The following is a 20,930-nucleotide window of genomic DNA, read 5'->3' on the forward strand; positions in this document are numbered from 1 at the left end:
CCTCGTCGGGCGCCCGCGTGCCGCAGATCGGCGCGCCGGAGCAGGCGGTGGCCGAGATCCCCGTGCCGGCACCCGTGCGCGGCAGACGGCGCCCCCTGCGCGACCGCGCGTCGAAGGCGCTCGCGTCCTGACTCCGGACGGCGGCGGACCGCCCGGCGTCAGTCCGCGTCGAAGTCGTACGACTCCACCTCCGCGAGGTACCTCTCACGTCGCTGCTCGTCGTGGTCGAGGAACGCCGCCCGGAAGGAGTTGCGGGCCAGTTCGCGCAGCTGGTCCTGGCTGAGGGACAGGGCCTCGCGGACCGCGTGGAAGGTGTCGCCGACGTAGCCGCCGAAGTACGCGGGGTCGTCGGAGTTGACCGTCACGAGCAGTCCGGCGTCCATCATCGCGCGCAGCGGGTGGTCCTCCAGGGTGTCGACGGCGCGCAGGCGGACGTTCGAGAGCGGGCAGAGCGTGAGGGGGATCCGGTCGCGGGCGAGCCGTTCGACGAGGCCGGGGTCCTCCATGGCGCGCAGGCCGTGGTCGATGCGCTCGACGCCGAGGACGTCCAGGGCCTCCGTGATGTACGCGGGCGGGCCCTCCTCGCCGGCATGGGCGACCTTGCGCAGGCCCAGAGACTCGGCCGCGGCGTACACCTCGCGGAACTTGGCGGGCGGATGACCCACCTCGGCAGAGTCGAGGCCGACTCCGCTGATGTGGTGGAGGAAGGGCTTCGCGGAGTCGAGCGTGGCCATCGCGGACTCGGCGGACTCGTCCCGCAGGAAGCACATGATCAGCTGCGTGGAGATGCCGTGCCGCTCCTCGCTGCGGTCGAGCGCGTGCGCGAGTCCCTCGATCACGGTGCCGACGGGGACGTCCCTGGCGGTGTGCGCCTGGGGGTCGAAGAAGATCTCGGCGTGCCGTACACCCTGGGCGGCGGCCCTGGCGAGGTAGGCGTCGGCGAGTTCGGCGAAGTCCTCCGGGGTCCTCAGGACCGCCATCAGGCCGTAGTAGAGGTCGAGGAAGGACTGCAGGTCGCTGAAGAGATACGCCTTGCGCAGGTCCTCGGCTCCCGCGTACGGGAGGTCGACGCCGTTGCGCTCGGCGAGGGCGAAGGCGAGTTCGGGTTCGAGAGTGCCCTCGATGTGGAGGTGCAGTTCGGCCTTGGGGAGGGACAGAAGAGGCATCGGTGCTCGCTCAGAGTTCGCGTTTGGGTACGGGGACCCGGACGAGGTCCCGGGCCACCGAGAGTTCGCCGTCGAAGCCCGCTGCCCGGGCCTGGCGCTCGAACTCCTCGGGTTCGCTGTAGCGCTGGGAGAAGTGCGTCAGGACGAGGTGCCGTACGCCTGAGTCGCGGGCCACCCGCGCCGCCTGGCCCGCGGTGAGGTGACCGTGGTCGGTCGCGAGCCGGTGGTCGTCGTCGAGGAAGGTCGACTCGATGACGAGCATGTCGCAGCCCTCGGCGAGTTCGTACGCCCCGTCGCAGAGGCGGGTGTCCATGACGAAGGCGAAGCGCTGTCCGCGACGGACCTCGCTGACGTCCTCGAGGGTGACGCCGCCGAGTTCCCCGTCGCGCTGGATGCGGCCCACGTCGGGGCCCTTGATACCGTGCGCGGCGAGCCGCTCGGGCAGCATGCGGCGCCCGTCGGGTTCGGTGAGCCGGTAGCCGAACGACTCGACGGGGTGGGAGAGGCGACGCGCCTCGAGGGTGTAGGCGGAGGTGGTGGCGAGTACGCCGCCGTCGGCGACCGGGGCCTCGGTCAGCGGGACCGACTCGCGGTAGGCCGTGGCGTACCGGAGGTGGTTGAAGTAGCGCTGCCCGCTCTTCGGGTAGTGCGCGGTGACCGGGTGCGGGACCTGGTCGAGGTTGATGCGCTGGATCACCCCGGCGAGGCCGAGGGAGTGGTCGCCGTGGAAGTGGGTGACGCAGATCCGGTTGATGTCGTGCGCGGCGACGCCCGCGCGCAGCATCTGCCGCTGGGTGCCCTCACCCGGGTCGAAGAGGATGCCTTCGCCGTCCCAGCGCAGCAGATAGCCGTTGTGGTTGCGGTGCCGGGTGGGGACCTGGCTGGCGGTGCCGAGCACGACCAGTTCTCGTACGGACATGAGTGGCTATCCCGGCGGCCAGTTGAAGCCGCGGCCGCCGAGGACGTGGAGATGCGCGTGGAAGACGGTCTGGCCTGCGCCCGAACCGGTGTTGAAGACGACGCGGAAGCCGGTGCCGTCCACCTTGTCCTGGGCGGCGACCTCGCCCGCCTCGCGCAGTATGTCGGCGACGACCAGGGGCTCGGCCGCGGCGAGCGAGGCGGCGTCCGGGTAGTGCACCTTGGGGATCACGAGCACATGGGTCGGTGCCTGCGGGTTGATGTCACGGAAGGCGACGGTCGTCTCGGACTCCCGGACGACGGTGGCCGGCACCTCCCCCGCGACGATCTTGCAGAACAGGCAGTCGGCTTGCGGTTCTCCCGCCATGGTCCGGGCCCCTTCACCACTCATGACTCACGACTCACGACGATCAGTATGGGCGCATGCTATCGCCGCGGGGCGCAGCGGGCGGGCGTGGCTACTTGCCGGGCGTGCGGGTTTCCGTGACCGTCACGGTGACGGTGACCGTGGGGCGGGGTGCGCCGTGTCCGGGGGCGGGGTCCCGGCTGGGGGCCGGACGGGGGCCGCGCAGTCGCCGAGGACGTCGGCGCGGAAGGCGGTGCGCGTGCCGGCCTTCGCGGTGAGGTCGCCGCGTACGCAGCGGCCGCCGACCTCCTGGGTGACCTTGCCGGTGAGGGTGATCTCCGTGCCGTCGCCGGTCTCGCCCTCGCAGTCGACGGTGGCGACGCTCGGCGGTGAAGGGGAGGCCGTGGTCGTGGAGTTGAGCGTGCTCGTACAGCTGAGCCATCGCTCATCGACGCCGGCACGCTCGAGCGCTCTGGTGCCGGTGGTGTCCGTCGTGCAGGACACCACCATCGTGCTCAGCCCGCCGGTGCCGGGCTCGCAGGCCGCGGTGCCGACGGCCGCCGCACCGGCCGGTCCGATCGCTGCCAGTACATGTCTGTACGCGCCCATGAGCGGCGGCAGCGTGCCACCGCTCCTCAGCCGCGGTAGACCGCTTGCGGCCACAACGCGACGCGTACGGTGGGGCTCATGGGCAACGACCGCAGAGTGCGCAGGCTGACCGTCGGTGACGACGTGTGGCTCTGGTCGCTGAGGCACGGGCACCGCGACGGGACCTGCCACAAGGCGCTGTCGCTCACGCGTGAGGGGACGGGCGTGCGGCTGCGGATCGAGTTCCGGGACGGGCCCGGACGGATCGTGTCCGGAGGCTACTGGGACGCGGGTTCGGTCGGCGTCCGCGGCGGCGACTGGCTGAATCTGCACGAGCCCGGCGCCGTACGGCAGTTGCTGGACGAGGCGCTGGCGGCCGGGTTCACGGCGCCGGCCGAGATCGACGGCTGGCAGCTCTTCGACGCGCTGGTGGGGCGTACCGCTGCCGCGTCAGGACCAGCGGCCGGTACGGCCCAGTAGCAGCGCCGCGGCCGCCGTCCCGGCGGTGGAGGTGCGCAGGACGCTCCGGCCGAGTCGGTACGGCTTCGCGCCCGCCTCCGCGAACGCGGCCAACTCCTCCGGGGACACGCCCCCTTCGGGCCCGACCACGAGCACGATGTCGCCGGTCGTGGGGAGCGCGGCGGTGGCCAGGGGCTCGGCGCCCTCCTCGTGGAGCACTGCAGCGAAGTCGGCGTCGGAGAGAAGCTCCCCGACCTGCTTGGTCGTCGCGGCGTCCGCGACCTCCGGGAAGCGGAGGCGGCGGGACTGCTTGCCCGCCTCACGAGCGGTGGCGCGCCACTTCGCGAGGGACTTCGTACCGCGGTCGCCCTTCCACTGGGTGATGCAGCGGGCGGCGGCCCACGGCACGATCGCGTCGACGCCGGTCTCGGTCATGGTCTCGACGGCCAGTTCGCCACGGTCGCCCTTGGGCAGCGCCTGGACGACGGTGATACGCGGCGCGGGCTCGGGGTCGTGGCGGAGCTCGGTGACGGTGACGTCGAGCCGGTCCTTGCCCTCGACGGCGGCGACGGCGCCGTAGCCGCCGGTGCCGCGCCCGTCGGTGAGGACGATCTCCTCGCCGACGCGGAGGCGGCGTACGGAGACGGCATGCCGGCCCTCGGGCCCGTCGAGGGTGACGGTCCCGGCGTGGACGTGGTCGACGAGGAAGACGGGCGCGGTCATGAGGCGTCCCGCAGGGCGAGGGCGGCGCTCGCGGCGTGCATCTCGGCGGCAAGGACCTCGACGAGCCGCCCGGCGGGCAGTTCGCGGGCCAGGCGGTGGCCCTGCCCGGCCCAGAGGGCCATGCCCTGTGCGTCGCCCGCCTTCGCGGCGGCCTTGCGCAGACCGGAGGTGAGGTGGTGGACCTCGGGGTAGGCGGCGGGGGCGTACGGCCCGTGCTCGCGCATGAAGCGGTTGACGAGCCCGCGGGCGGGACGGCCCGAGAAGGCGCGGGTCAGCTCCGTCCTGGTGAACAGCGGGTTGGTCATCGCCTGCTTGTGCAGCGCGTTCGCGCCGGACTCGGGGCAGACGAGGAACGCGGTGCCGAGCTGGGCGGCGTCGGCCCCGGCGGTCAGGACGGCGGCGATCTGGCTGCCGCGCATGATCCCGCCGGCCGCGATCATCGGGAGCTGCACGGACTCCCGGATCAGCGTGATCAGGGCGAGGAGCCCGATGCCGCTGCCGTCGGTGCCGGGGTCGTCCCGGTGCGAGCCCTGGTGACCGCCGGCCTCGACGCCCTGCACACAGATGGCGTCGGCGCCCGCGTTGTGGGCGGCCTGGGCCTCGTCGGGCGTGGTGACGGTGATGACGGTGAACGTGCCGGCGCGCTTGAGGGCGGTGACGGTGTCCTGGGTGGGGCAGCCGAAGGTGAACGACACGACGGGCACGGGGTCGTCGCGCAGGATGGCCAGCTTGGCCTCGTAGCCGTCGTCCCGTCCGGCCTCGGGGTCGCCGAGCGGGGTGTCGTACCAGCGCGCCTCACCGGCGAGCTGATGGCGGTAGACGTCGACGGTGGCCGGGTCGGCGTAGTGCGGCTGCGGCATGAAGAGGTTGACCCCGAAGGGGCGGCCGGTGAGCCCGCGGACCTGTTTGATCTCCTGGTACATACCGTCCGCGGTCTTGTACCCCGCGGCGAGGAAACCGAGCCCGCCGGCCTCGCTCACCGCGGCGGTGAGCTGGGGGCAGGAAGCGCCACCGGCCATGGGGGCCTGCACGATCGGGTGACGACAGAGATCGGTCAGCGCGGAGGACATGCCCGCATCGTGCCACGTCCCACGGCCCTGACCGAACCCCACCCTCCCCGGTGTGCCCGCGCGCACACGCCCATGGCGCCTCGGACACGCAGGCCCGTCGGCCTGACGGGGTGGACCCAGGCCGCGGTGCCTCCGGCGGAGGTGACGACGGGCCCGACGGGGCGAGCCCACACCCACAGGCGTCCGGCACCGGGGGTTGTGCCGGTTGTGCCCACCCGTTCCTCCCCCTAGGACTTCGTCCTGGGGCCCACGCGGAACGCATGCCCACAACGGATGGGCGCGCGGGGACCCCTGGTCCCCAGCCGCGAAGCACGCGGCGGGGCGGGGGACCATCGGGCCCCGTGAGCCTTCCCAGCAGAAGGCTGGAGGAGTGCAGGCACGTCACGCCTGCGGACCCCATGCCCACAACCCTCTGGTCCGCGGCGCGAAGCGGGCGGCGGGGGCGCCAGGGTGGCTCGCGCCGCGAAGCGGGCGGCGGCACGGGGGACCATCGGGCCCCGTGAGCCTCCCCAGCAGAAGGCTGGAGGAAGGCAAGCACGTCACGCCTGCGGACCCCATGCCCACAACCCTCTGGTCCGCGGCGCGAAGCGGGCGGCGGGGGCGGGGGCCTCAGGCCCCATGAGTCTTCCCCGGCAGGGGGCTGTGGCGGAGCCCCCGGTTACGGGAAGGGGCGGGGTGGGGGAAGAATCCCCCACCCCGCCCACCACTCCCCCGTAGGGGGAGCCAGATGCGGGGGCGACCCCCTCACCTGCCGTTGAACGCGTCCTTGAGGCGGCTGAACAACCCCTGCTGCCCCGGCTGGAACTGCCCCAGCGGCCGCTCCTCGCCCCGCAGCTTCGCCAGCTCCCGCAGCAACCGCTCCTGCTCCGGATCCAGCTTCGACGGCGTCTGCACCTCGACGTGGACGATGAGGTCACCACGGCCCCCGCCCCGCAGGTGCGTGATGCCGCGCCCGTGCAGCGGGATCGACTGCCCGGACTGGGTCCCGGGGCGGATGTCGACCTCCTCCATCCCGTCCAGCGTCTCCAGCGGCACCTTCGTGCCGAGCGCGCCCGCGGTCATCGGAATCGTCACCGTGCAGTGCAGATCGTCGCCACGCCGCTGGAAGACCTGATGCGGCACCTCGTGGATCTCGACGTACAGATCACCGGCAGGGCCGCCACCGGGCCCGACCTCGCCCTCGCCGGCGAGCTGGATGCGGGTGCCGTTGTCGACACCGGCGGGGATCTTCACGGTCAACGTGCGACGCGAACGCACCCGGCCGTCGCCCGCACACTCCGGGCACGGCGTCGGGACGACGGTCCCGAAGCCCTGGCACTGCGGGCAGGGGCGGGACGTCATGACCTGGCCCAGGAAGGACCGGGTGACCTGGGAGACCTCACCGCGGCCCCGGCACATGTCACATGTCTGCGCCGAGGTCCCCGGCGCCGCACCCTCGCCCGAGCAGGTCGTACACACGACAGCGGTGTCGACCTGGATGTCCTTCGTCGTGCCGAAGGCCGCCTCGTTGAGGTCGATCTCCAGCCGGATCATCGCGTCCTGCCCGCGCCGAGTCCGCGACCTGGGCCCTCGCTGGGACGCCGTACCGAAGAAGGCGTCCATGATGTCCGAGAAGTTCCCGAAGCCGCCCGCGCCGAAGCCTCCGGCACCCGCGCCGGCACCGCCGGACGCGGACAGCGGGTCGCCGCCGAGGTCGTAGACCTGCTTCTTCTGCGGGTCGGACAGCACCTCGTAGGCGGCGTTGATCTCCTTGAAGCGCTCCTGCGTCTTCGGGTCCGGATTCACATCCGGGTGGAGCTCCCGAGCCAGCCGCCGGAAGGCCTTCTTGATCTCGTCCTGCGATGCGTCGCGACGCACGCCGAGTACGGCGTAATAGTCCGTGGCCACTACGACTCCGCCAGGATCTGTCCGACGTAACGTGCCACTGCGCGTACCGCTCCCATCGTTCCGGGGTAGTCCATGCGGGTCGGTCCGACCACGCCGAGTTTGGCGACTGCCTCGTCGCCCGAACCGTAGCCGACCGCGACGACGGACGTGGAGGTGAGGCCCTCATGGGCGTTCTCGTGCCCGATACGTACGGTCATGCCCGAGTCCTTGGCATTGCCGAGCAGCTTCAGCAGCACGACCTGCTCCTCCAGCGCCTCCAGCACGGGCCGGATCGTGAGCGGGAAGTCGTGTGCGAAGCGCGTCAGATTGGCGGTGCCGCCGATCATCAGCCGCTCCTCGGTCTCCTCCACGAGGGTTTCGAGAAGAGTCGAGAGCACGACGGAGACGGTACCCCGGTCGTCGAGTTCGAACGACTCGGGGAGGTCCTGCACCAGCTGCGGCACATCCGTGAACCGGCGGCCCACCACCCGGCTGTTCAACCGGGCCCGCAGATCCGCCAGCGAGGTCTCGCCGAACGGAGCCGGGCAGTCCACATGCCGTTGCTCGACCCGCCCGGTGTCCGTGATCAGCACGAGCATCAGGCGTGCGGGCGCCAGCGACAACAGCTCCACGTGCCGCACGGTCGAGCGGGTCAGCGACGGGTACTGGACGACCGCGACCTGGCGGGTCAGCTGCGCGAGCAGCCGTACCGTACGGGCCACCACGTCGTCGAGGTCGACGGCTCCGTCGAGGAAGTTCTGGATCGCGCGCCGCTCGGGCGTGGACAGCGGCTTGACGCCGGCCAGTTTGTCGACGAAGAGCCGGTAGCCCTTGTCCGTCGGGATCCGGCCGGCGCTGGTGTGGGGCTGGGCGATGAACCCTTCCTCCTCCAGCACCGCCATGTCGTTACGCACGGTGGCGGGCGACACACCGAGCTTGTGGCGCTCGGTGAGAGCCTTGGAGCCGACGGGCTCCTCGGTGCCGACATAGTCCTGGACGATGGCGCGCAAGACTTCGAGTCTGCGTTCGCTGAGCATCGCGCGCACCTCCAGCTGATCATCGGCGGGTTCGTCGGTCTTGCCTTGCCGTTCGGCCCTACTGTTCGGCCTTGCTGCTCGGCCTGGTCGCTTGGCACTCACTGCTTCGGAGTGCCAGCCCTCCCCGGGCCAGTGTACGGCCGGTGGGTACAACCCGAGCAAGGGCGGCCGGGCACCCTGTCGAAGGGACGCCGCTGGTCGTCCGGGATAGCGTCGCCGTATGGACGTCGGTTGGGAAGACTTCGGCTGGGAACGGCTCGCCGACGGCGTCGGCCGGCGCCGCCTGCCGATCTGGGACGCGACGGCCGGAGTTGTGGTCGGGAACGACTCGGTCCTCCTGTACGACACCGGCTCGACGCTCCGCGAGGGCGCCGAACTCCGGGCCCAGATCCAGACCCTCCTCGGCGGCCGTCGTGTGACCCATATCGCGCTCAGCCACCCGCACTTCGATCACGTCCTGGGCACGGCGGCGTTCTCGGCGGCGCACGTGTACGGCGCGGTGGGCGTCGACGACCTGCTCGTCCGGGACCGGGACGTGCTCCGCGACGACGCCGTCCGCCACGGAGTGGCGCCCGCCGACGCGGCGCAGGCCACGGATGTGCTGGTGCCGCCGCAGCATGTCGTCTCCGGCGAGTGGACGCTGGACCTCGGTGGCCGGCAGGTCCTGCTCGCGAACGTCGGCCCGGGCCACTCGGGCCACGACCTGGCCCTGCTGGTGCCGGGCACGGCGACCGGACCGGAGGTCGTCTTCTGCGGCGACCTGGTGGAGGAGTCCGGAGACCCCCAGGCGGGCCCGGACGCGATCCCCTCCCGCTGGCCCGCGGCCCTGGACCGGCTGCTCTCGCTGGGCGGGGAGGACGCGGTGTACGTACCGGGGCACGGGGCGGTGGTGGACGCCGCATTCGTACGCGCCCAACGGGACGAGCTGGCCCGGCGGTTCACGGTGTCGTAGCGTCTGCCCAATGCGCAGCTACAACCCGGACCTGACCCCGCCGTGGAAGCGGTCCGCCCCCGTTCCGGAGGTCACTGCCGAGCCGGACCTGGTCGTCGAGGAGGTCTCCACCGGGTTCTGCGGCGCGGTGATCCGCTGTGAGGCGGGGACGGTGACGCTGGAGGACCGCTTCGGCAAGCACCGGGTGTTCCCGCTGGAGCCGCGCGGCTTCCTGCTGGAGGGCAGGGTCGTCACTCTCGTCCGGCCCGCCTCCGGCGCTCCCGCACGGCCCACCCGTACCGCCTCCGGCTCGGTCGCGGTGCCCGGCGTCCGCGCCCGGGTGGCCCGCGCGGGCCGCATCTATGTGGAGGGCCGTCACGACGCCGAGCTGGTCGAGAAGGTGTGGGGCGACGACCTGCGCATCGAGGGCGTGGTCGTCGAGTACCTGGAAGGCATCGACGACCTGCCGTCCATCGTCGCGGACTTCTCCCCGTCGGCCGACGCCCGCCTGGGCGTGCTGGTGGACCATCTGGTCCCGGGCTCGAAGGAGTCCCGTGTCGCCGCGTCGGTCACGGACCCGCACGTCCTGGTGGTCGGCCACCCGTACATCGACGTGTGGGAGGCGGTGAAGCCCTCCTCGCTGGGCATCCCGGCCTGGCCCTCCGTCCCGCACGGCCAGGACTGGAAGACGGGCATCTGCCGCGCCCTGGGCTGGCCGGACAACACGGGCGCGGCCTGGCAGCACATCCTGTCGCGGGTGACCAGCTACAAGGACCTGGAACCGGCGCTGCTGGGGAGGGTGGAAGAGCTGATCGACTTCGTGACCGGGTAACCGTGGTGGGCAGTCGCTCCGCTGGGGCGCAACGGCAGCGGTGCCGTCGACAAGACCCCCCGGGCCCGGAGGCCCGGGTCCGGCGCCGTGGCCGCTCAGTCCACCAGGTCCCGCACCACCGCGTCCGCCAGGAGCCGCCCGCGCAGGGTGAGGACGGCGCGCCCGTCCTCGTACGGCCCGGCCTCCAGCAGCCCGTCCGCCAGCGCCCGGCGCGACGCCGCGCGCCCCTCCGGCTTGAGGAGCGACAGCGGACACCCCTCCCGCAGCCGCAGCTCCAGCAGCACCCGCTCCACGCGCCGGTCCTCCTCCGCCAGGACCTCCCGCCCGGCCCCGGGCGAGCGCCCCTCACCCAGCGCTCCCGCATACGCGCCGGGATGCTTCACGTTCCACCACCGCACCCCGCCCACATGGCTGTGCGCGCCCGGCCCGGCGCCCCACCAGTCGGCCCCGCGCCAGTACAGCTCGTTGTGCAGACAGCGCCCCGCCTCCGAGGTGGCCCAGTTCGACACCTCGTACCAGTCGAAGCCCGCCCCGGACAGCACCTCGTCGGCGATCAGATACCGGTCCGCGTGCACGTCGTCGTCCGTCATCGGCACCTCGCCGCGCCTGATCCGCCGCGCCAGCTGCGTGCCCTCCTCCACGATCAGCGCGTACGCACTCACGTGGTCGGGCCCCGCCCCGATCGCCGCGTCCAGCGACGCCCGCCAGTCGTCGTCGCTCTCGCCCGGCGTGCCGTAGATGAGGTCCAGGTTGACGTGCTCGAAGCCCGCCGCCCGCGCCTCCGCGACGCACGCTTCGGGCCGCCCCGGAGTGTGCGTACGGTCGAGCACCTTCAGTACGTGCTGCCGGGCGCTCTGCATCCCGAAGGACACCCTGTTGAAGCCCCCGGCGCGCAGCTCCGCCAGATACGCGGGGTCCACCGACTCGGGGTTCGCCTCCGTCGTGATCTCGGCGTCGTCCGCGAGACCGAACTCGTCACGCACCGCCCCCAGCATCCGTACGAGATCGGCGGCGGCGAGGAGGGTGGGCGTACCGCCGCCCACGAAGAGCGTCCGCACCGGGCGGGGATCGTCGCCGAGGACCTTGCGGGCGAGCCGGATCTCCTCGATCAGCGTGTCCGCGTAGTTGTCGCGGGACGCCAGCACGCCGCCGCTGCCGCGCAGCTCGGTCGCCGTGTAGGTGTTGAAGTCGCAGTAGCCGCAGCGCGTGGCGCAGTACGGAACATGCAGATAGAACCCGAGGGGCCGGTCGTCGGCGCCCGTGAGGGCGTGCGCGGGCAGCGCCCCGTCGAGGGGCATGGGCTCACCATCAGGCAGTACGGAGGGCATACGCCCCATTGTCCGCTACGTGCGGAGCGTGCCGGACAGCCGCGTTCGCCGGCGATCCCGGCGTTCACGGCCGGCAGGCGTTCAGCGCGCCTGCAGCACCAGCAGCGCGAGATCGTCGTCCGGCGGGGCGTCGGCGAATGTGTGCACGGCCTGCCTTATCCGGTCGGCGACACCCTGGGCCGTGAGCCCCACGCATTCCGTCAGCGCCCGCGCCAGCCCGTCGCCGTCGTCGAACATCCGCTGCCCGGAGCGCCGCTCGGTGACCCCGTCCGTGACGCAGAGCAACGTGTCGCCCGGCTCGAGGTCGAAGGTCTGGCTCTCGTACGCGGCGTCCTCGACGACTCCGAGGAGCAGCTGTGACGCGGCCGCCGGGCGGACCGTGCCGTCCGGGCGCAGCAGCAGCGGGAGCGGGTGGCCCGCGCAGGCGAGGGTGCAGCGGACGCCGACGCCGTCGGGGAGCGGGGTGAGCTCCCCGTACAGGAGGGACAGGAAGCGCGACTGCGGGCCGTCGTGCGTGCCGTGGTGGGCGCTCGCGGTCGCGGGGCCCGCGACCATGAGTGCCGCCGCCTCGGCGGCCTCCATGGCGTCGTCGAGGAGCAGCCCGTTGAGCCGGTCGAGGACCTGGCCGACCTGGTAGCCCTCGCGGGCGAGCAGGCGCAGCCAGGGGCGGGCGAGGCCGGTGACGACGGCGGCCTCCGGGCCGCTGCCCTGGACGTCGCCGAGCATGAAGCACCAGCGGCCGCCGCTGCCCGCCGGGAAGATGTCGTAGAAGTCGCCGCCCGCGAGGCCCTCGTCGCTCGGCTCGTACACGAGGGAGCTGTCGACGCCGGGGATCTGCGCGACCTGGGCGGGCAGCAGACCGCGCTGGAGCACCCGGCTGATGGTGGCCTGGCGGGTGTACGCGCGGGCGGCGCCGATCGCGAGGCCGACGCGGCGGGCGAAGTCCTCGATCAGCGCGGTCGCTTCGCCGGGGACGCCTGCGCGGCCGTCCGGCGAACCTTCGCGGCCGAGCAGCAGGGTGCCCACGGGCCGGGCGCCGGCGGTCAGCCGGACCGCGACGGCGTTCCGTTCCCGGACCGAGGCTGCCTCGGGTGGCCATGCCACGGGGACGGTCACGGCTGCACCGCGTGCGTCGTCCGCCGGCCGGGGCGGGTCCTTGGCCAGGACCGCGTGCAGACTCTCGGTGGCGGACTCGTCCGCGTGCCAGACCTTGGCCAGCCTGGGCACGGGCCCCGCCTCGCCGTCCAGCCACACCGCGCACCAGTCGGCGAGCCGCGGCACCAGCAACTGGCCGGCCAGCGCCGCGACCATGTCCTCGTCGAGCTGCCCGGCGAGCAGGTCGGACGCCTCGGCGAGAAACGACAACGCCCCGCGGCCCGTCCAGTCCCGGTCGTCCCGCACGGCCCTGCGCGGCGCCGGAGCGAGGATCTCGGCGGCCCGCAGCCCGCGCTGTGCCATTCCCGCGGCCCCGCGCCCGTCGAGCGCCAGGCGCGCCCACACCGCCTTCAGCCCGGGTCGGTAGGTGATCCCCCAGGACGCGGCCAGCGCGGCGACGAGCTGGAGCCCACGCCCGTACTCCGGCTCCCCGGACGCGGCCCCCGGGTCCGGGGCGTCGCTCCGTACGGCCCGCGCCGGATGGTGGTCCGACACCTCGACGACCAGCGAGGCGGGGTCGTCCTCGCTCGGCCCGTCGAGCCGTACGGCCACCTCCACGGTGGTCCCCGCGTGCACGACGGCGTTGGTCACGAGTTCGCTCACGACGAGCACGGCGTCGTCGGCCAGCCGGTCCGCACCCCGCGTGGCCACCATTCCGAGCCGCGTCCAGTCGGCGAGCGCCGCCCGCACGAACCGCCGCGCGGCGGACGCCGCCAGCGGATTGCCGGGCAGGCTGGTGCGCGCCGCGGCCCGCGCGTCGCCGCGCGGCGAGATGAGGTGCACCGACCGGTGAGTGGTCTCCTGCTGCATCGGAACAGACCCCACGCTGCGGCTCCTGTCCGGCTCTGGCGTCGCCCCACGGGCGACTGACGACACGGACAGAGTGACAGAAAGAGGCCGCCCGTAAGCGGCGAGTCATCGAACTCGGAGGTCACGACCCTACCCCGGAGACGGTATGCGAGCCGCCGGGGCGGCCCGAAACGCGCTGGTGCGCACACGGGGAGGGTCTTCGATCCGCGCCGCAGGCCACCGCGCCTCGCCACCGCGGACGGCAGCGACCTCGGGCCGCAGGACCGCAGTGCGGCACCGGCACGGGGCGTGCCGGTGCCGCACTGTGCCAGGACGAGGAAACCCCCGCACGGGGCGCCCAGGGGCCGTACGGGGGTCGGCTGCGGGCCGGCCGGCGCGGAGGACACACCCCTGCGCCGCCTCGGCCCACGCGTCTCTGCGCTTCCGCGGTTCTACGCTTCCGTGCTTCCGCGGTTCTGCGCTTCCGCGGTTCTACGCTTCCGTGCTTCCGCGGTTCTACGCTTCCGTGCTTCCGCGGTTCTGCGCTTCCGCGGTTCTGCGCCTCGCGCGTGGCTACGCCTCCCGCGAGCCCTCGTACATCGACTCGATGAGGTCCTTGTACTCGCGCTCCACGACCGGCCGCTTCAGCTTCAGACTGGGCGTCAGCTCGCCGTGCTCGATGTCGAGGTCACGCGGCAGCAGGCGGAACTTCTTGACGGTCTGCCAGCGCTGCAGGCCCTCGTTGAGGCGCTTCACGTAGCCTTCGATGAGCTGTTCGGTCTGCGGGGCCGCGACGACCTCGGCGTAGGACTTGCCGTCGAGGCCGTTCTCCTTGGCCCAGCCGAGGATGGCCGGCTCGTCCAGGGCGATCAGGGCGGTGCAGAAGTTCCGGTCCGCGCCGTGGACCAGGATGTTGGAGACGAACGGGCAGACGGCCTTGAACCGGCCCTCGACCTCGGCCGGGGCGATGTATTTGCCGCCGGAGGTCTTGATGAGGTCCTTCTTGCGGTCGGTGATCTTCAGATAGCCGTCGGCCGACAGTTCGCCGATGTCACCGGTGTGGAACCAGCCGTCGGACTCCAGGACTTCCGCGGTCTTCTCGGGCAGCCTGTGGTAGCCCTGCATGATGCCGGGGCCGCGGAGCAGGATCTCGCCGTCGTCCGCGATACGGACCTCACAGCCGGGCACGGGCTTGCCGACGGTGCCGATGCGGTAGGCCTCGCCCGGGTTGACGAAGGAGGCGGCGCTGGATTCGGTCAGGCCGTATCCCTCCAGGATATGGATGCCGGCGCCGGCGAAGAAGAAGCCGATCTCGGGCGCGAGGGCCGCGGAGCCGGAGACGGCGGCGCGCAGCCGGCCGCCGAAGGCCTCGCGGAGCTTGGAGTAGACGAGCGCGTCGGCGATCTTGTGCTTGGCGGTGAGACCGAAGGAGACCGAAGCCGTGCCGGTGCGGCGGAAGTTGTCCTGCGACTCCTTGGCGTACGCGCGCGCGACCCCCGCGGCCCACTGGAAGATCTTGTACTTGGCGGCGCCGCCTGCGCGCGCCTTGGCGGCCACGCCGTTGTAGACCTTCTCGAAGATGCGGGGCACGGCCGCCATGTAGGTCGGCTGGACGACCGGCAGATTCTCGATGATCTTGTCGACGCGGCCGTCGACGGCGGTGACATGGCCGACCTCGATCTGGCCGGAGGTCAGCACCTTGCCGAAGACGTGGGCGAGCGGCAGCCACAGGTACTGGACGTCGTCCTGGGTGACGAGGCCGGTCGCTGCGATCGCCTTGGCCATGTACGACCAGTTGTCGTGCGGCAGGCGGACGCCCTTGGGGCGGCCGGTGGTGCCCGACGTGTAGATGAGGGTGGCGAGCTGCTCGGAGGTGATCGCCTCGACTCGCTCCTTGACCGCGCTCGGGTGCCTGGCGAGATAGTCCGCGCCGCGCGCCTCGAGGTCGGCGAGGGAGACCACCCAGCCCTCGGGGTCGCCCTCGGCCGGCTCGGCACCCGCGGGGTCGATCACGACGACGTGCTGGAGGTGCGGCATCTCGGTGCGCTTCTCGCGGGCCTTGGCCAGCTGGGCCGCGTCCTCGGCCACGAGCACACGGCTCTCCGAGTCGGAGAGGATGTACGCCGACTCCTCGGCGTTGGTCTGGGGGTAGACGGTCGTCGTGGCCGCTCCCGCGCAGAGGATGCCGAGGTCGGCGAGGATCCACTCCACCCGGGTGGAGGAGGCCAGCGCCACCCGCTCCTCGGGCTGCACGCCCAGGTCGATCAGTCCGGCCGCAATGGCGTACACACGCTCGGCGGCTTCGCCCCAGCTCAGCGACTTCCAGTCATCGGGCCCCTGACCGGTGGCGGAAGGGACCGGGTAGCGGTACGCCTCCGCATCGGGAGTCGCCGCCACGCGCTGGACGAAGAGGGTCGCCACGGAGGGCGGTCGGTTCTCGATCTGGGTCTGTGTGTCGGTCACGACATCCTCCGGGCCTGCTGCGGCGTTGCTGCACGACTGGCTTTGACTGCACGACTGACTCTGATTGCACGACTGGTCACAGCTGCTTAACTCACGAGTAACCCCTCGAGCGAGATCAGGGTAGAGCGCCGCGCTCCGCCACGTAAGAGGCTGCGGGCTGCCGCTTGATAACGAAGGAGCCCCCGCGCCGCAGCGCAGGGGCTCCCGGGATGGATCAGGCAAATGGGGCGGTTGGTGCTTCTGGGCTACCCCGGCGCTTCCACTTCGCCACTTCTGCGAAGCTTTCCCGCCGTTCCGCTTCCCGTCTTCGCCCGTACTCCTGCTTCCTACTTCTTCGCCTTGCCGCCGGCGGAGTCGTCGCTGGAGAGCACGGCGATGAAGGCCTCCTGCGGAACCTCCACAGAACCGACCATCTTCATCCGCTTCTTGCCCTCCTTCTGCTTCTCCAGCAGCTTCCGCTTACGGGAGATGTCACCGCCGTAGCACTTGGCGAGCACGTCCTTGCGGATGGCGCGGATCGTCTCGCGGGCGATGACCCGGGAACCGACGGCCGCCTGGATGGGCACCTCGAAGGCCTGCCGCGGGATCAGCTCCCTGAGCTTGGCGACGAGCCGCACGCCGTACGCGTACGCCGCGTCCTTGTGCGTGATGGCGGAGAACGCGTCCACCTTGTCGCCGTGCAGCAGGATGTCGACCTTGACCAGGCTGGAGACCTGCTCGCCGGTGGGCTCGTAGTCCAGGGACGCGTAACCGCGGGTCTTGGACTTCAGCTGGTCGAAGAAGTCGAAAACGATCTCGGCGAGCGGGAGGGTGTAGCGGATCTCGACCCGGTCCTCGGAGAGGTAGTCCATGCCGAGCAGCGTGCCCCGGCGATTCTGGCAGAGCTCCATGATCGAGCCGATGAACTCGCTGGGGGCGAGGATCGTGGCCCGGACGACCGGCTCGTACACCTCATCGATCTTGCCCTCGGGGAACTCGCTCGGGTTGGTGACGGTGTGCTCGCTGCCGTCCTCCATGACCACCCGGTAGACCACGTTGGGCGCGGTCGCGATCAGGTCGAGGCCGAACTCGCGCTCCAGCCGCTCGCGGATCACATCGAGGTGGAGCAGGCCGAGGAAGCCGACGCGGAAGCCGAAGCCGAGGGCCGCGGAGGTCTCCGGCTCGTAGACGAGCGCGGCGTCGTTGAGCTGCAGCTTGTCCAGGGCGTCGCGCAGCTCGGGGTAGTCCGAGCCGTCCAGCGGATAGAGGCCCGAGAACACCATCGGCTTGGGGTCCTTGTAGCCGCCGAGTGCCTCGGTTGCGCCCTTGTGCAGGGTCGTGATGGTGTCACCGACCTTGGACTGGCGGACGTCCTTCACACCGGTGATGAGGTAGCCGACCTCACCGACGGCGAGGCCGTCGGCCGCGAGCATCTCCGGGGAGTTGGTGCCGATCTCCAGCAGCTCGTGCGTGGCGCCGGTGGACATCATCCGGATGCGCTCGCGCTTGTTGAGCTGGCCGTCGATGACGCGTACGTACGTGACGACGCCGCGGTAGGAGTCGTAGACGGAGTCGAAGATCATCGCGCGGGCCGGGGCGTCCTGGACGCCGACCGGGGCGGGAACGTCCTTGACCACACGGTCCAGCAGGGCTTCGACGCCCAGGCCCGTCTTGGCCGAGACCTTCAGCACGTCCGACGGGTCGCAGCCGATGAGGTTCGCGAGCTCCTCGGAGAACTTCTCGGGCTGCGCGGCCGGCAGGTCGATCTTGTTGAGGACCGGGACGATGGTGAGGTCGTTCTCCATCGCCAGGTAGAGGTTGGCGAGGGTCTGCGCCTCGATGCCCTGGGCGGCGTCCACCAGCAGGATCGTGCCCTCGCAGGCGGCGAGGGAGCGGGACACCTCGTACGTGAAGTCGACGTGGCCCGGAGTGTCGATCATGTTGAGGATGTGGGTCTTGCCCTGGCCCTCGCCCGTGGTGGGCGCCCAGGGCAGACGTACCGCCTGGGACTTGATCGTGATACCGCGCTCACGCTCGATGTCCATACGGTCGAGGTACTGAGCGCGCATCTGCCGCTGCTCGACCACACCGGTGAGCTGAAGCATCCGGTCGGCAAGCGTGGACTTGCCGTGGTCGATGTGCGCGATGATGCAGAAGTTGCGGATCAGAGCCGGGGCGGTACGGCTCGGCTCGGGCACATGGGTAGGGGTCGCGGGCACGCAGGGTCCTGATTCTTGAGCGCCGGGCGCTCGTGTCTCGGGTCGATGTCGGGCGATGTCGGATCGATACGCAGTGTCCATCGTCCCATGGCTGCCGCCCGATGCTCGGTTTGGGCCGGTCCGACGGCGACTGCTAGCCTGGGCAGCTGTGTCTCGTACGCCCTCTCGGCCGCGAGTCACACCTCTGAAGATCATCGAACCTGAAAAGGCTCTTTCGTGGCGAACATCAAGTCCCAGATCAAGCGGAACAAGACGAACGAGAAGGCGCGCCTGCGCAACAAGGCCGTCAAGTCGTCGCTCAAGACCGCGATCCGCAAGGCCCGTGAGGCTGCCGCCGCGGGTGACCTCGAGAAGGCCACCGTGGCCGCTCGCGAGGCCTCCCGCAAGCTCGACAAGGCTGTCTCGAAGGGTGTCATCCACAAGAACGCCGCCGCCAACAAGAAGTCGGCGCTGGCGGCCAAGGTTGCCTCCCTCCAGGGCTGAGCACTCCCTGTAAGCCCGGGGGGCGACCCCCGGACCCCGGCAAAACCCCACGGGGTGACACGCCGGACGACTTGATCGCCGGAACGGACCAGACGGGCCCTCTCATCCGTCCCTGACCGGCACCCCCGGACTCGCACGCGGCCTGCGTTCGCCACGCGGGTGCGAGTCCACCGTCTTACGTCGAAGGCCCCGGCCTCGCCCTTCCCCAGGGCGAGGCCGGGGCCTTCGACGTGTGCGCCCTGCGCGGGCGACGGGGTGCGGTCGGAGTGCAGGGCGGGGACCGTGTGGGGTGTTGTCGTGTGCAGGGCGCGTGGGGTGTGGGGGGTGCGTAGGGTGTGCGGGGCCGTGCAGCTCCCGCATCCGGTCGTGGCCCCTGGCCGCAGGCAGGAGGCCGGAGCCACCGCCTACCGGCGCAGCCGCGCCGCCCTCGCCACCGTCACCACCGCTTTCTCCAGTGCGTACTCGGGATCGTCGCCGCCCCCCTTGACGCCCGCATCCGCCTCGGCCACCGCCCGCAGGGCGATCGCCACCCCGTCCGGCGTCCAGCCACGCATCTGCTGCCGGACCCGGTCGATCTTCCACGGCGGCATGCCGAGCTCGCGCGCAAGGTCGGCCGGCCGGCCGCCCCGCGCCGACGAGAGCTTGCCGATCGCCCGCACCCCCTGCGCCAGGGCGCTGGTGATCAGCACCGGCGCGACGCCGGTCGACAGGGACCAGCGCAGCGCCTCCAGCGCCTCCGCGGCACGGCCCTCCACCGCCCGGTCGGCGACCGTGAAGCTGGACGCCTCCGCTCGCCCTGTGTAGTACCGGCCGACGACGGCCTCGTCGATCGTCCCCTCGACATCCGCCACGAGCTGCGACACCGCGCTCGCCAGCTCCCGCAGGTCGCTGCCGATGGAGTCCACGAGTGCCTGGCACGCCTCGGGCGTCGCGGACCGGCCCAGCGCACGGAACTCGGACCGCACGAACGTCAGCCGCTCCGCCGGCTTCGTCGTCTTGGGGCATGCCACCTCACGTGCGCCGGCCTTGCGGGCCGCGTCCAGCAGGCCCTTGCCCTTGGCACCGCCGGCATGGAGCAGCACCAGCGTGATCTCCTCGACCGGCGCGTCGAGATACGCCTTGACGTCCTTGATCGTGTCGGCGGACAGATCCTGCGCGTTCCGCACGACGACGACCTTGCGCTCCGCGAATAGTGAGGGGCTCGTCAGCTCGGCGAGCGTGCCGGGCTGGAGCTGCTCCGGGGCGAGGTCGCGGACGTCCGTGTCGGGATCGGCGGCCCTGGCGGCAGCGACGACCTGCCGCACGGCACGGTCCAGCAGCAGGTCCTCCTGGCCCACGGCGAGCGTGAGGGGGGCGAGGGGATCGTCGTTCGTGTTCTTCCTGGTGGCCATCGCGGTCCAGCATCGCACGGGGCACCGACACTCCGCGGTCCGCCGGTGGCCCCGGACGGTGCCCCGGCCCGGCGCACCTGTTCGCTACTGCGCCTCGCGCCAGCCGTCCCAGTCCGCGACGAACTCGTCCAGCTCGGCCGCGTCGAGCCGGCCCTCCGGGTCCTCCACGACGACCAGCCACTGGGCGTCCTCGGCGTCGTCCTCGCCGGCCAGCGCGTCCCGGAACAGCTGGGGCTCCTCGGGCACCCCGAAACGCTCCCCCACCGCCCCGGCCACCTCCTCCGCGGCGTCGCGGTCGGGCAGCACCAGCACATGTCTCACATCGTCCACCGGCCTATTGTGCCGGTGCCCCACTGCCCGCCCGACGCACCTGGGGGACCCGGTCGAGCACCAGACCGAAGTGGTCCCGGTAGGCGGCCAGTACCTCCGTGTCGTCCCCGAGCTGCCGCTCCTCCCGCTCGCCGTGCACCGTCGCCACCAGCTTCCGGCCGGACAGGGTGATCCTGCCGTCCTCGGTGAGCCGGGAGCAGACGAGGGACTGCGTGAAGTGGGAGGCGGGCGAGGAGCGGTGGTACCAGGCACCCGCCTCGAAGTCCGCCAGCACACGCGGACGCCGGTCCACCCGGAACTGCGGCTTGCCGTCCCGCAGTACGTCGAGATCCCCCTCGGGCGCCTCGGCGATCCGGAACGTACCCGCCGGATCGCGCTGCTCGCCCCGCTCCTCCAGCAGGAGCGGGTGGTGACTCTGGTCGCCGAACCCCACGTCGGCCAGCCAAGGGCCCGTGTCGTCCACGGTCTCCACGCGCAGGGTGAGGTGGTCGTACGGGATGCCGAGCCGCCCGTGCTTCCCGAACACCCGGCCCTGGAGCAGGGTGACGCCGAAGCCGAGGCCGCGCAGCAACGCCGCGAAGGCGCCGTTGAGTTCGTAGCAGAAGCCGCCGCGGCGGGCTTCCACGACCTTGTCGAGGAGCGGCTTGTCCTCCAGGACCAGGTTCTCGCCCAGATGGATCGAGAGATTCTCGAACGGTACGGAGAGCAGGTGCCGCAGTTGCAGATCGCGCAGCGCCTCGGCGTCCGCCCGCTCGGGGCGAGTGGCTCCGATGCGGCGGAGGTAGGCGTCGACGGTCTTCGGCGGCGGCGACTGCGGTCGGGTGTCCATGAACGCAGTCTTGCCGGAGATGCACGGA

Annotated in this window: 19 protein-coding genes; 4 read left to right on the forward strand and 15 right to left on the reverse strand. The window is 71.8% G+C overall.

Annotation, left to right across the window (positions count from 1 at the left end):
* Positions 1-158: 158 nt before the first annotated feature.
* The 4 genes from ABT078_RS14570 to ABT078_RS14585 form a co-directional block, all read right to left on the reverse strand.
* Entirely contained in the window at positions 159-1,157 is a 999-nt protein-coding gene (locus ABT078_RS14570) for an adenosine deaminase (protein WP_351227700.1), read from the reverse strand.
* A gap of 19 nt (positions 1,158-1,176) precedes the next feature.
* On the reverse strand, positions 1,177-2,085 hold the full coding sequence (locus ABT078_RS14575; protein WP_351227465.1) for a ribonuclease Z: 909 nt from the start codon (positions 2,083-2,085) through the stop codon (positions 1,177-1,179).
* A gap of 6 nt (positions 2,086-2,091) precedes the next feature.
* Positions 2,092-2,451 carry a histidine triad nucleotide-binding protein gene (locus ABT078_RS14580; protein ID WP_351227466.1) on the reverse strand — a complete coding sequence of 120 codons (360 nt, stop codon included), beginning with the start codon at positions 2,449-2,451 and terminating at the stop codon, positions 2,092-2,094.
* A 123-nt stretch (positions 2,452-2,574) separates the two neighbouring features.
* On the reverse strand, positions 2,575-3,039 hold the full coding sequence (locus ABT078_RS14585; protein ID WP_351227468.1) for a hypothetical protein: 465 nt from the start codon (positions 3,037-3,039) through the stop codon (positions 2,575-2,577).
* A 78-nt stretch (positions 3,040-3,117) separates the two neighbouring features.
* On the opposite strand from ABT078_RS14585, the gene ABT078_RS14590 reads away from it, so the two are divergent.
* Positions 3,118-3,498 carry a hypothetical protein gene (locus ABT078_RS14590; protein ID WP_351227470.1) on the forward strand — a complete coding sequence of 127 codons (381 nt, stop codon included), beginning with the start codon at positions 3,118-3,120 and terminating at the stop codon, positions 3,496-3,498.
* On the opposite strand, the gene ABT078_RS14595 is transcribed toward ABT078_RS14590, so the two are convergent.
* The 4 genes from ABT078_RS14595 to hrcA all read right to left on the reverse strand — a co-directional run bounded on the left by ABT078_RS14595 (position 3,469) and on the right by hrcA (position 8,173).
* On the reverse strand, positions 3,469-4,200 hold the full coding sequence (locus ABT078_RS14595) for a 16S rRNA (uracil(1498)-N(3))-methyltransferase (RefSeq protein WP_351227472.1): 732 nt from the start codon (positions 4,198-4,200) through the stop codon (positions 3,469-3,471). The genes ABT078_RS14590 and ABT078_RS14595 overlap by 30 nt on opposite strands.
* On the reverse strand, positions 4,197-5,270 hold the full coding sequence (locus ABT078_RS14600; RefSeq protein WP_351227474.1) for a nitronate monooxygenase: 1,074 nt from the start codon (positions 5,268-5,270) through the stop codon (positions 4,197-4,199). Before ABT078_RS14600 ends, ABT078_RS14595 begins: the two co-directional genes overlap by 4 nt.
* Positions 5,271-6,014: 744 nt before the next feature.
* On the reverse strand, positions 6,015-7,157 hold the full coding sequence (gene dnaJ / locus ABT078_RS14605; RefSeq protein ID WP_351227476.1) for a molecular chaperone DnaJ: 1,143 nt from the start codon (positions 7,155-7,157) through the stop codon (positions 6,015-6,017).
* A complete protein-coding gene (gene hrcA, locus ABT078_RS14610; protein ID WP_351227478.1) occupies positions 7,157-8,173 on the reverse strand; it encodes a heat-inducible transcriptional repressor HrcA in 1,017 nt (338 codons plus the stop codon). Before hrcA ends, dnaJ begins: the two co-directional genes overlap by 1 nt.
* 220 nt (positions 8,174-8,393) lie before the next feature.
* Between hrcA and ABT078_RS14615 the strand changes: the two genes are divergently transcribed.
* The gene (locus ABT078_RS14615; RefSeq protein WP_351227480.1) at positions 8,394-9,125 is read left to right on the forward strand and encodes an MBL fold metallo-hydrolase; all 732 of its coding nucleotides are present in this window, start codon (positions 8,394-8,396) and stop codon (positions 9,123-9,125) included.
* Positions 9,126-9,135: 10 nt separating this feature from the next.
* A complete protein-coding gene (locus ABT078_RS14620; RefSeq protein ID WP_351227482.1) occupies positions 9,136-9,936 on the forward strand; it encodes a DUF3097 domain-containing protein in 801 nt (266 codons plus the stop codon).
* 95 nt (positions 9,937-10,031) lie between these two features.
* On the opposite strand, the gene hemW is transcribed toward ABT078_RS14620, so the two are convergent.
* The 4 genes from hemW to lepA all read right to left on the reverse strand — a co-directional run bounded on the left by hemW (position 10,032) and on the right by lepA (position 17,869).
* Positions 10,032-11,264, reverse strand: coding sequence for a radical SAM family heme chaperone HemW (gene hemW, locus ABT078_RS14625; protein WP_351227484.1), 1,233 nt, complete (start codon positions 11,262-11,264; stop codon positions 10,032-10,034).
* An 81-nt stretch (positions 11,265-11,345) separates the two neighbouring features.
* Positions 11,346-13,229, reverse strand: a complete 1,884-nt coding sequence (locus ABT078_RS14630; RefSeq protein ID WP_351227702.1) for a SpoIIE family protein phosphatase — start codon at positions 13,227-13,229, stop codon at positions 11,346-11,348.
* 552 nt (positions 13,230-13,781) lie between these two features.
* A complete protein-coding gene (locus tag ABT078_RS14635) occupies positions 13,782-15,671 on the reverse strand; it encodes an AMP-dependent synthetase/ligase (protein ID WP_351227486.1) in 1,890 nt (629 codons plus the stop codon).
* A gap of 326 nt (positions 15,672-15,997) precedes the next feature.
* Positions 15,998-17,869 (reverse strand): translation elongation factor 4, encoded by a 1,872-nt coding sequence (lepA, locus tag ABT078_RS14640; RefSeq protein WP_351227488.1) that lies wholly within the window; start codon positions 17,867-17,869, stop codon positions 15,998-16,000.
* Positions 17,870-18,085: 216 nt separating this feature from the next.
* Here lepA and rpsT point away from each other — a divergent pair, with 216 nt between their 5' ends.
* The gene (rpsT, locus tag ABT078_RS14645) at positions 18,086-18,352 is read left to right on the forward strand and encodes a 30S ribosomal protein S20 (RefSeq protein WP_351227490.1); all 267 of its coding nucleotides are present in this window, start codon (positions 18,086-18,088) and stop codon (positions 18,350-18,352) included.
* A 404-nt stretch (positions 18,353-18,756) separates the two neighbouring features.
* Here the strand turns inward: rpsT and holA are convergent, their stop codons facing one another.
* The 3 genes from holA to ABT078_RS14660 all read right to left on the reverse strand — a co-directional run bounded on the left by holA (position 18,757) and on the right by ABT078_RS14660 (position 20,902).
* On the reverse strand, positions 18,757-19,743 hold the full coding sequence (holA, locus tag ABT078_RS14650) for a DNA polymerase III subunit delta (RefSeq protein ID WP_351227492.1): 987 nt from the start codon (positions 19,741-19,743) through the stop codon (positions 18,757-18,759).
* Positions 19,744-19,827: 84 nt separating this feature from the next.
* Positions 19,828-20,073, reverse strand: coding sequence for a hypothetical protein (locus ABT078_RS14655; protein ID WP_351227494.1), 246 nt, complete (start codon positions 20,071-20,073; stop codon positions 19,828-19,830).
* A 4-nt stretch (positions 20,074-20,077) separates the two neighbouring features.
* Positions 20,078-20,902: an arylamine N-acetyltransferase family protein gene (locus ABT078_RS14660; protein WP_351227496.1), complete on the reverse strand. Its 825-nt coding sequence runs from the start codon at positions 20,900-20,902 to the stop codon at positions 20,078-20,080.
* Positions 20,903-20,930 lie beyond the last annotated feature (28 nt).

This window comes from Streptomyces sp. NPDC002133, assembly GCF_040296405.1.
GTDB lineage: Bacteria > Actinomycetota > Actinomycetes > Streptomycetales > Streptomycetaceae > Streptomyces.

Coding starts and splice junctions, on each gene's coding strand:
- ABT078_RS14600 (WP_351227474.1), bottom strand. CDS start 5,270: ATGTCCTCCGCGCTGACCGATCTCTGTCGTCACCCGATCGTGCAGGCC.
- hemW (WP_351227484.1), bottom strand. CDS start 11,264: ATGCCCTCCGTACTGCCTGATGGTGAGCCCATGCCCCTCGACGGGGCG.
- ABT078_RS14630 (WP_351227702.1), bottom strand. CDS start 13,229: ATGCAGCAGGAGACCACTCACCGGTCGGTGCACCTCATCTCGCCGCGC.
- ABT078_RS14660 (WP_351227496.1), bottom strand. CDS start 20,902: ATGGACACCCGACCGCAGTCGCCGCCGCCGAAGACCGTCGACGCCTAC.
- ABT078_RS14575 (WP_351227465.1), bottom strand. CDS start 2,085: ATGTCCGTACGAGAACTGGTCGTGCTCGGCACCGCCAGCCAGGTCCCC.
- ABT078_RS14595 (WP_351227472.1), bottom strand. CDS start 4,200: ATGACCGCGCCCGTCTTCCTCGTCGACCACGTCCACGCCGGGACCGTC.
- ABT078_RS14585 (WP_351227468.1), bottom strand. CDS start 3,039: ATGGGCGCGTACAGACATGTACTGGCAGCGATCGGACCGGCCGGTGCG.
- ABT078_RS14580 (WP_351227466.1), bottom strand. CDS start 2,451: ATGGCGGGAGAACCGCAAGCCGACTGCCTGTTCTGCAAGATCGTCGCG.
- holA (WP_351227492.1), bottom strand. CDS start 19,743: ATGGCCACCAGGAAGAACACGAACGACGATCCCCTCGCCCCCCTCACG.
- ABT078_RS14615 (WP_351227480.1), top strand. CDS start 8,394: ATGGACGTCGGTTGGGAAGACTTCGGCTGGGAACGGCTCGCCGACGGC.
- hrcA (WP_351227478.1), bottom strand. CDS start 8,173: ATGCTCAGCGAACGCAGACTCGAAGTCTTGCGCGCCATCGTCCAGGAC.
- ABT078_RS14590 (WP_351227470.1), top strand. CDS start 3,118: ATGGGCAACGACCGCAGAGTGCGCAGGCTGACCGTCGGTGACGACGTG.
- ABT078_RS14620 (WP_351227482.1), top strand. CDS start 9,136: ATGCGCAGCTACAACCCGGACCTGACCCCGCCGTGGAAGCGGTCCGCC.